The 8,085-nt window shown below is 65.4% G+C and carries 9 protein-coding genes and 1 pseudogene; 4 read left to right on the forward strand and 6 right to left on the reverse strand.

Annotation, left to right across the window (positions count from 1 at the left end; translation table 11 throughout):
* A partial coding sequence (locus tag ABIA30_RS27275; RefSeq protein ID WP_370071333.1) for an MmpS family transport accessory protein occupies positions 1-96 on the reverse strand: 96 nt, incomplete at its 3' end.
* A gap of 296 nt (positions 97-392) precedes the next feature.
* Here ABIA30_RS27275 and ABIA30_RS27280 point away from each other — a divergent pair.
* Positions 393-731, forward strand: coding sequence for a DUF732 domain-containing protein (locus ABIA30_RS27280; RefSeq protein ID WP_370071317.1), 339 nt, complete (start codon positions 393-395; stop codon positions 729-731).
* On the opposite strand, the gene ABIA30_RS27285 is transcribed toward ABIA30_RS27280, so the two are convergent.
* The 3 genes from ABIA30_RS27285 to ABIA30_RS27295 are packed head-to-tail and all read right to left on the reverse strand — an operon-like array spanning position 732 to position 4,424.
* Positions 732-3,209, reverse strand: coding sequence for a glycogen/starch/alpha-glucan phosphorylase (locus ABIA30_RS27285; protein ID WP_370071319.1), 2,478 nt, complete (start codon positions 3,207-3,209; stop codon positions 732-734).
* Positions 3,210-3,260: 51 nt separating this feature from the next.
* The gene (locus tag ABIA30_RS27290) at positions 3,261-3,668 is read right to left on the reverse strand and encodes a hypothetical protein (protein ID WP_370071321.1); all 408 of its coding nucleotides are present in this window, start codon (positions 3,666-3,668) and stop codon (positions 3,261-3,263) included.
* Between the two features lie 3 nt (positions 3,669-3,671).
* A complete protein-coding gene (locus tag ABIA30_RS27295) occupies positions 3,672-4,424 on the reverse strand; it encodes an SDR family NAD(P)-dependent oxidoreductase (protein WP_370071323.1) in 753 nt (250 codons plus the stop codon).
* Between the two features lie 49 nt (positions 4,425-4,473).
* On the opposite strand from ABIA30_RS27295, the gene ABIA30_RS27300 reads away from it, so the two are divergent.
* Positions 4,474-5,028, forward strand: a complete 555-nt coding sequence (locus ABIA30_RS27300) for a hypothetical protein (protein ID WP_370071325.1) — start codon at positions 4,474-4,476, stop codon at positions 5,026-5,028.
* 50 nt (positions 5,029-5,078) lie between these two features.
* Complete coding sequence (locus ABIA30_RS27305) at positions 5,079-6,158, forward strand: dihydrodipicolinate reductase (RefSeq protein WP_370071327.1); 1,080 nt, start codon at positions 5,079-5,081, stop codon at positions 6,156-6,158.
* Here the strand turns inward: ABIA30_RS27305 and ABIA30_RS27310 are convergent.
* Complete coding sequence (locus ABIA30_RS27310) at positions 6,155-7,216, reverse strand: SAM-dependent methyltransferase (protein WP_370071329.1); 1,062 nt, start codon at positions 7,214-7,216, stop codon at positions 6,155-6,157. The genes ABIA30_RS27305 and ABIA30_RS27310 overlap by 4 nt on opposite strands.
* A gap of 46 nt (positions 7,217-7,262) precedes the next feature.
* On the opposite strand from ABIA30_RS27310, the gene ABIA30_RS27315 reads away from it, so the two are divergent.
* On the forward strand, positions 7,263-7,979 hold the full coding sequence (locus ABIA30_RS27315) for an SHOCT domain-containing protein (RefSeq protein WP_370071331.1): 717 nt from the start codon (positions 7,263-7,265) through the stop codon (positions 7,977-7,979).
* Here ABIA30_RS27315 and ABIA30_RS27320 read toward each other — a convergent pair.
* Positions 7,976-8,085: pseudogene (locus tag ABIA30_RS27320) on the reverse strand (MBL fold metallo-hydrolase); the annotation flags it as partial. The gene ABIA30_RS27315 and the pseudogene ABIA30_RS27320 sit on opposite strands and share 4 nt — an antisense overlap.

Genomic DNA, 8,085 nt, shown 5'->3' on the forward strand with positions numbered 1-8,085 from the left:
GTAGGTGCGGACGCGTTGCACGGTGAATCCGGCGACGCCGACCACGGCGATGATGAGCAGCGGAATCCACATCCGCTTGGCGAACCGGCCGATCATGAGTTGATCGCCTGTGCGTGCTGCAACATCGGTGGCACCTACTACTCCCCGTCCCTGTAGCTACTCCCCGTCCTGTAGCGACAGATTAGCTTGTTTAAGTGTTAGATTAGACCAGTTAAGTTAATCATGAGTACGCTGGGACGTCAGCTGCCCCTACCATCTCATATCGGGACGCGCAGCTGATCGAAGTAAATATCCAGCAGCCCAACATGTTTGCACAGGCATCGGTGGGCAGACCGGGAATGAGGGTGACGTAAATGGAGCTCAGGGCAGCCCGCGGGAATAGACTCCGTGGCATGAAGGCACGCACTCTGATCGGCGCGGCGGGTGCTGTCGCAGCCGCAGTCGTCATGGCAATCCCGGCTCACGCGGACCCCGACACCGACTTCGCCAACGAGCTGCACACCTACGGCATCTACGGGCCGAAGGACTACAACGCCTGGATCGGCAAGATCACCTGCCAGCGGATGCGCAACAACGTCGATCCGGCGGTCGCCGACTCGGCGTCGTTCGTCAACAAGAACATCCCGCGTGGTAGCTCGGAGCAGCAGGTCTACCAGTTCATCAACGCGTCGATCAACACCTACTGCCCGGACGAGCACGACCGGTTGGCCGCGCTCGCCCAGCCCAGCTAGCTACCGCACCGTCAGCGGCGACACGTCCCAGATGTCGTCGCAGTACTCGGTGATCGCGCGGTCGGACGAGAACTTTCCGCTGCGCGCGGTGTTCAGGATCGACATCCGGGTCCAGGCCGCGGTGTTGTGCCATGCGGCATCGACCCGGTCCTGGCATGCCACGTACGACGCATAGTCGGCGAGCACCAGGAACGGATCGTCGAACCGCAGTGAGTCCACCAGCGGCCGGAACACGTCGGTGTCGCCGCCGGAGAACGTGCCGTCGGCGATCAGGTTCAGCGCGGCGCTCAGTTCGGTGCCCCCGTCGATGTCCGGCTGCAGGTAGTCACCGGGGCGGTAACCGGCCAGCTTGACTGCCTCCACTTCCTGTTCGGTCAGGCCGAACAGGAAGAAGTTGTCGGCGCCGACTTCCTCGCGCATCTCCACATTGGCGCCATCGAGCGTGCCGATGGTCAGCGCGCCGTTGAGCATGAACTTCATGTTGCCGGTGCCGGAGGCTTCCTTGCCGGCCGTGGAGATCTGCTCGGACAGATCGGCGGCGGGGTAGATCAGGTGCGCGTTCTGCACGTTGAAGTTCGGGACGAACGCCACCTTGAGGAACCGGTTCACCGCCGGATCGGAATTGACCGTCTCAGCCACCGCGTTGATCAGCCGGATGATGCGCTTGGCCATGAAGTACCCGGGCGCCGCCTTACCGCCGAAGACGAAGGCCCGCGGCGCGATCTGCAGGTCCGGATTCGCCTTGAGCCGGTGGTAGAGCGTGGCGATGTGCAAGACGTTGAGGTGTTGGCGCTTGTATTCGTGGATGCGCTTGACCTGGATGTCGAACAGCCAGTCCGGTGACAGCTCGACACCCGTGGTGGTCTGGATGTAGTCCGCCAGCCGGGCCTTGTTGGCCCGCTTGATCGCCCGCCACTGTTGGCCGAACCCGGGATCCTCGGCGTAGGGCTCCAGTTCTCGGAGCTTGCTCAGATCGGTCATCCACCCCGGTCCGACGGTGTCGTCGAGCAGTTCGCGCAACCCGGGGTTGGACAGGGCCAGGAACCGGCGCGGCGTCACGCCGTTGGTCTTGTTGCTGAAGCGCTCCGGCCAGAGCTCGTAGAAGTCTTTCAGCACACTGGATTTCAGCAATTCGGTGTGCAGCGCGGCCACCCCGTTGATGGCATGACTGCCAACGGTGGCCAGATGTGCCATCCGCACGCTCTTGCCGTTGTCCTCGCCGATCAGCGACATCCGGCGCAGTCGGTCGCTGTCGCCGGGGAACTTGGCGGCGACCTCTTCGAGGAACCGGCGGTTGATCTCGTAGATGATCTCCAGGTGCCGGGGCAGTGACTCGCGGAACATCTGCAGCGGCCAGGTCTCCAGTGCCTCGGGCAGCAGGGTGTGGTTGGTGTAGCCGAAGGTCGCCACGGCGATACCCCAGGCCTCGTCCCAGCCCAGTCCGCGCTCGTCCACCAGCAGCCGCATCAGTTCGGCGACTGCGATGGACGGGTGAGTGTCGTTGAGCTGCAAGGCGAATTGCTGCGGCAGGGCATCAACGGACAAATCCGCTAAGTCTTCCAAGATGTGCAGGATGTCCTGCAGCGAGCAGGACACGAAGAAGTACTGCTGCAACAGCCGCAGATGCTTTCCAGCCTCGAGTTCGTCGTTCGGGTAGAGCACCTTGGTGACGGTTTCGGACTTCACCTCGTCCTCGACGGCCCGGTAGTAGTCACCGCTGTTGAACGCATCCAGGGCGAAGGCCTCGATCGCCCGTGCGCTCCACAGGGTCAGCGTGTTGCAGGTGTTGACGCCGTAGCCCTGGATCGGGGTGTCGTAAGAGATGCCCTTGAGTACCTGGCGGGGGATCCAGCGCACCCGGTAATCGCCTTTGTCATCGAGATAGGACTCGGTGTAGCCGCCCCAGTTGACCGGGTAGTTGACGTCGGGTTTGGCGATCTCCCAAGGGTTTCCGTTGGCCAGCCAGTTGTCGGTCTTCTCCACCTGCCAGCCGCCGCGGATCTCCTGTTTGAAGATGCCGAACTCGTAGCGGATGCCGTAGCCGATGGCCGGGCGCTCCAGCGTCGCCAGCGAATCCAGGTAGCAGGCCGCGAGCCGGCCGAGGCCACCGTTGCCCAGACCTGGTTCGGGCTCGCACGCCAGCACCTCGTCGAGGTCCTGGCCCAGGTTCGCCAACGCTTCCCGGGCCTGCCGTTCGATGCCCAGATTCAGCAGATTGTTGCCGAGCTGCGGACCCATCAGGAACTCGGCCGACAGGTAGCAGGTCACCTTGCGGGACAAGTCCAGGAAGGCCTGAGTGCTGGCCATCCAGCGCTCCTGCATACGGTCCCGCACCGCCAGGGACAGGGCGCGGTAGTAGTGCTCGGACGTCAGCATCGAGGCCGGCCGGCCGATGGAGAAGCGCAGGTGATCACTGACCGCTTGGCGCAGGTCGTCGGTGTCCAGTCCGGTGCGGATGTCCGCGGATTGATCGGTCATCACCGGATTGAACCGCGCTCGCGCGTCCACCGCGTGAACTTCGGTTGACAGTCAGGCGTGCACGTTCTTCACTCCGACGGCGCCCTGCAGTCCCGAGCAGTTCACGCAGCCGATGCAGCCCACACAGTTGTCGCACCCGATGCACGCCACGCATCCCAGGCACCGGCTACAGGCGACGCAGGCCAGGCATCCAAGACAGCCGATCACCAGGATCGACAGTGCGGTCAGCGCGCTGCCCAGGACGCCGGCGCTGAGCGCCACCGCCACCGATCCGGCCACTCCGGCGCTGGCGGCCGTGCCGATCGACCCGGCCACTCCGGCACTGGAGGCTGTCCCGATCGATCCCGCGACACCGGCGCTGGCCGTGGTGGCAATCGATCCGGCCACCCCGGCGCTGGCCGTCGTGTACAGCGCTCCCGCAACGCTCGGTACGGCCACGGAGTCCCCGGTGGCGTCCATGACTCAGCCCGCTCCTTTGCCGTTGTCGACGCGATAAACCGCACCGTGGACGGCCGCGGCATCTTCGCTGGCCAAGAATGCGATCACATTGGCGACGTCGGCGGTCTCCATGAATCCGCGCGGCGATGCGGTGCGCAGGATCAGGTCCCAGTCGGGGTCCGGAGGCGCGACGAACCCGGTGACCTGAGCGGTCGGCATGCCACCCGGACACACCACATTGACGCGCAACTTCTCCTTGGTGAACTCGACGGCCAGCGCCCGGGTCAACCCGACCAAGCCGTGCTTGGCCGCGCAGTAACCCGCCGAATAGACCTCGCCCTCGACTCCGGCGACCGATGCCACATTGACGATGTTGCCGCCGGTTTCGAGCAGGTGTGGCAGCGCGGCCCGGCACAGGTAGAACGGTCCGTTCAGGTTGATCGCCAGGTCGCGATCCCATTCCTCATCGGTCACGGACACGGTGTGCCGCATCACGTGGAACCCGGCGACATTGACCAGGACGTCGAGCCGGCCGAACGTTTCGACGCAGTCGGCGACGGCCTGCCGGCAGGCCGCCGGGGTGGAGATGTCCACCGATGAGAAGTGCCCGCCTGGCCGCTCGCCGTACGTGTCGGCGAACACCGATGCCATCCGTTCGGCGTCGCGCGCGATGCCGAACACCGACGCACCACGGTCGGCGAACACCTTCACCGTCGCTGCGCCCAGTCCGGCGGAGGCTCCGGTGATCAATGCGACTTTCCCACTCAGTGAACTCATACCCCTGACTTTCTCACGCGAGGCGTGGGTCGCCTGCGATACTCGGCGGGTGACGATGATGCGCGCGTTCACCGTGTTCTCGAGCCTCTGTTCGGCAGTGGCCGCCGCGATGCTGGGTGTCGCCGTTTCGGCGCACGCCGACGGTGACAACCCGGACATCCCGCTCGGGGTCTACTCCTATCAGCAGGACGGATTGCCGGCCGGCCAGTGGAGCTTCTATCCGATCTGCGCGCAGACGGTCGGAGACCTGCGCGTCAACCTCGAGCTGCCGGTCGGTTGCACGGTGCACGTGGCATCCAACGATCTGACGATCGTCGCGACCGGCGATGCGCGGCTGAGCAGCGGGCTGTGGACCTTCACCCAGCCCAACCCCACCGGATTCACCTGTCCGGACGGTCAAACCATGCCGATCACGGAGACCTACGCGATTGACTGGGCCGCCAAGAGCGGTACCCGCACCGTCACCCACAACACCCAGTGCGGTGTCGACGCGAACATGGTCAAGTCGCACTTCACCATCGCCTACAAGGGACCGCTGTCGATGCCGGTCGATCAGTACCCGATGTACTGCAGCCCGTACGACGCGCTACGTCGCTGCAGCTGATCGTGGCCTGAATCGGAAAACCCGGCGGGGCGTCGGTGGCCCCGCTTAGGGTGAGGCTCGTGAAGAGAGTCGTCATCTGGGGCACAGGTTTCGTCGGCAAGATGGTGATCGCCGAGGTGGTCAAGCATCCGCTGTTCGAGCTGGTCGGGGTCGGGGTCAGCAGCCCCGACAAGGTGGGTCGCGACGTCGGCGAAATTTGCGGGCTGGCAGCACCATTGGGGATCACCGCTACCGACGACGTCGATGAGCTGATCGCCCTGAAACCCGACGCCTTGGTGCACTACGGCCCGACCGCGGCACACGCCGATGACAACATCAAGCTGATCACCCGGTTCCTGCGGGCCGGTATCGACGTGTGCTCGACGGCCATGACGCCGTGGGTGTGGCCGGCCATGCACCTCAACCCGCCGATCTGGACCCAGCCCATCGAGCAGGCCTGTGAAGAAGGCCAATCCTCCTGTTTCACAACGGGAATCGATCCCGGCTTCGCCAATGACCTGTTCCCGATGACCCTGATGGGTCTGTGCTCAGAGGTGCGCAAGGTCCGGGCCTCGGAGCTACTGGACTACACCAACTACGAGGGCGACTACGAATTCGAGATGGGCATCGGGCGCCCGCCCGAGCACCGTCCGCTGCTGCAGACCCCCGAGGTGCTGATCTTCGCCTGGGGCGCAACAGTTCCGATGATCGCCCACGCCGCCGGCATCGAGCTCGACGAGATCACCACCACCTGGGACAAGTGGGTGACCGACACGCCGCGCAAGACCGCCAAAGGCGTCATCGAGCCGGGCAACGTGGCGGCGGTGCGGTTCACCATCAACGGTGTCTACAAGGGCGAGAACCGGATTCAGCTCGAACACGTCAACCGCATCGGGCTGGACGCGGCACCGGACTGGCCGTCTGGCAATGACAACGACGTCTACCGCGTCGACATCGAGGGCACCCCGAGCATCTTCCAGGAGACGGCCTTCCGGTTCACCGACGGCTCGGGGCGCGACGCAGCCGCAGCCGGGTGTCTGTCCACCGGACTGCGGGCGTTGAACGCGGTACCCGCGGTCAACGACCTGCCGCCGGGCTGGGTGACGCCGTTGGACCTGCCGCTCATCGCCGGCGCCGGCACCATTCGTTAGCGTCGCAGCTTCTCGATCACGATGTGCGCCACCGGAATCGACACCGGCTCCGGTGCGGCCTCCAACTGCCGGGCCAGGGCGGCCTCCAGTGCGTCGCCGACCTGCGCTTGTCTGGTCGCATCGGCGTCGCCGAGTGCGGGCCGGAAGGCATCGAACGTCGCGGCCCGGGCGAATCGGGCCCATCCGGTTGCGAAAGCCTTTGCATCGCCGTCGATCTGAAATTGCTGCCAGAACCGGTCCGGTGCGCTGACCAGCTCCAGGTGGGTGATCTGTAGCCGCTCGAAACGCCCCGACGGTGCGAAGGGGGAGCGGAAGTCGCGTTCGCCGCGGCCGATCACCGGTAGTTGCATCCGTCGACGCTCGTCGTCGGTGATGAGCCCGCTGTCCCGCACATCGGCAAGCGACAGGATGAGTGCGTCCAACAACGGAGCGAGGCCGAATCGGCCATCCTCGTCCTGACCCATGGTCAGCACCACCAGGCGACCACCGGGACTCAACTCGCGACCCCGGAACGCGACGAATTCGTGCCAGTCATAGGCGGCCTGCCGCGCATAGGCGGCGCGGACCGACTCGTCCGAGCTGTAGGACACCTGAATGTGGTCGCCGATGATCGCGGGCACTCGGCTGAGCCAGTGGATGGCCCACGCCGACCACGCCAGGTGCACGCTCTCCGACGGCAGGATCTGCTGCAGGTACGACCGTCCCACCGCCGCGGCGTACGTGGCACGATCAGTGTGCAGATAGCTGCCCGGGTCGTCGCGCAGCGTCCGGAACAGCGTCGAGAAGTCGTTTTCCGGAACGTCGGTGTGGGTCACTGCGATCGGGTGCTCGGGCCTGATCCGCTTGCGCAGCGCGGTGACGGCGGCGCCGATCGGGACCAGGCCGTTGCGGGCGTTGCCCGCACCGTACTCGGCGATCACCACGGGGTGCGGCGCCGGCGGAAGTGGAACCACCGCCGCAGACTGTTCGAAAAGTGTTGTAGCCATTCGTAATCCAGCCGTCTGCACCCACGGCCCATCGGACGGCTCTGGCGGCATCACCACACTCGACTCGGGCATGGTGAAACGGTAGCCCCTGGAACCCGGCCGTGACAGACTGCTCGCCATGAGTCGTCGGACCGTCCCAGGGGTGATCGCTGCGGTTGCCGCCGCGGCGATGGTGGTGTCGGTCATCGGATTTGTCACCGCACTGTTGCTCAACGCATTCGTGTTCGACGACTACGACGCCTACGGTGAGGTTCCGGTGCCTGGTTCGGCGACAGTGCACTTGCCCGCGGGACCGGCGACCATCAGCTTGCACACCATGGTGATCGGCGGCGGCGGGGTACTGCCCGTCCCGAAGATGTCGCTCGGCATCGTGCCGCCGGCGGGTGTGCCGGATCCGGTGCTGACCGAGGACATCGGATCCACCACGACGGTCAACAGTGACGCCCACGTGCGGGTCTGGAACGCACAGATCCCCGCCGAGGGCGACTACCACGTCACCACCGATGGCAGCGTGACCGCCTACGTCAACCCGACGCTTGCATTCGGGCACGGCAGCCGGTTCGGTTTTCTCCCATGGACTTTCGTGGGGATCTTCGTGGCGGCGATCGTCGTCCTGCTCATCGCGCGGAAGTGGGGCTCCCGGGTACGGCGCAGCGGCGCCATCGGCGCCCGGCCGTCTGGTCTGAATGTCGGCTCGCCAGAGGAACGCTTTGTGGCGACGGATCAGGGCGTGCGGATACAGCAGCTGAACAACCTTGCCCGCCTGCGGGATTCGGGTGCGCTCACCGAGGCCGAATTCGAGGCCGAGAAGAAGCGCGTGCTCGAGGGTTACTAGTGGCCCCGGGCCACCCATTCGTCGTAGTTGACCAGCTCGCCGCCGATCGTGGTGGTGTCGCCGTGCCCGGTGTAGACCACGGTGTCCTCGGGAAGTTTGCCGAGTT

It is taken from the genome of Mycobacterium sp. MAA66 (assembly GCF_041261665.1).
Classification (GTDB): Bacteria; Actinomycetota; Actinomycetes; order Mycobacteriales; family Mycobacteriaceae; genus Mycobacterium.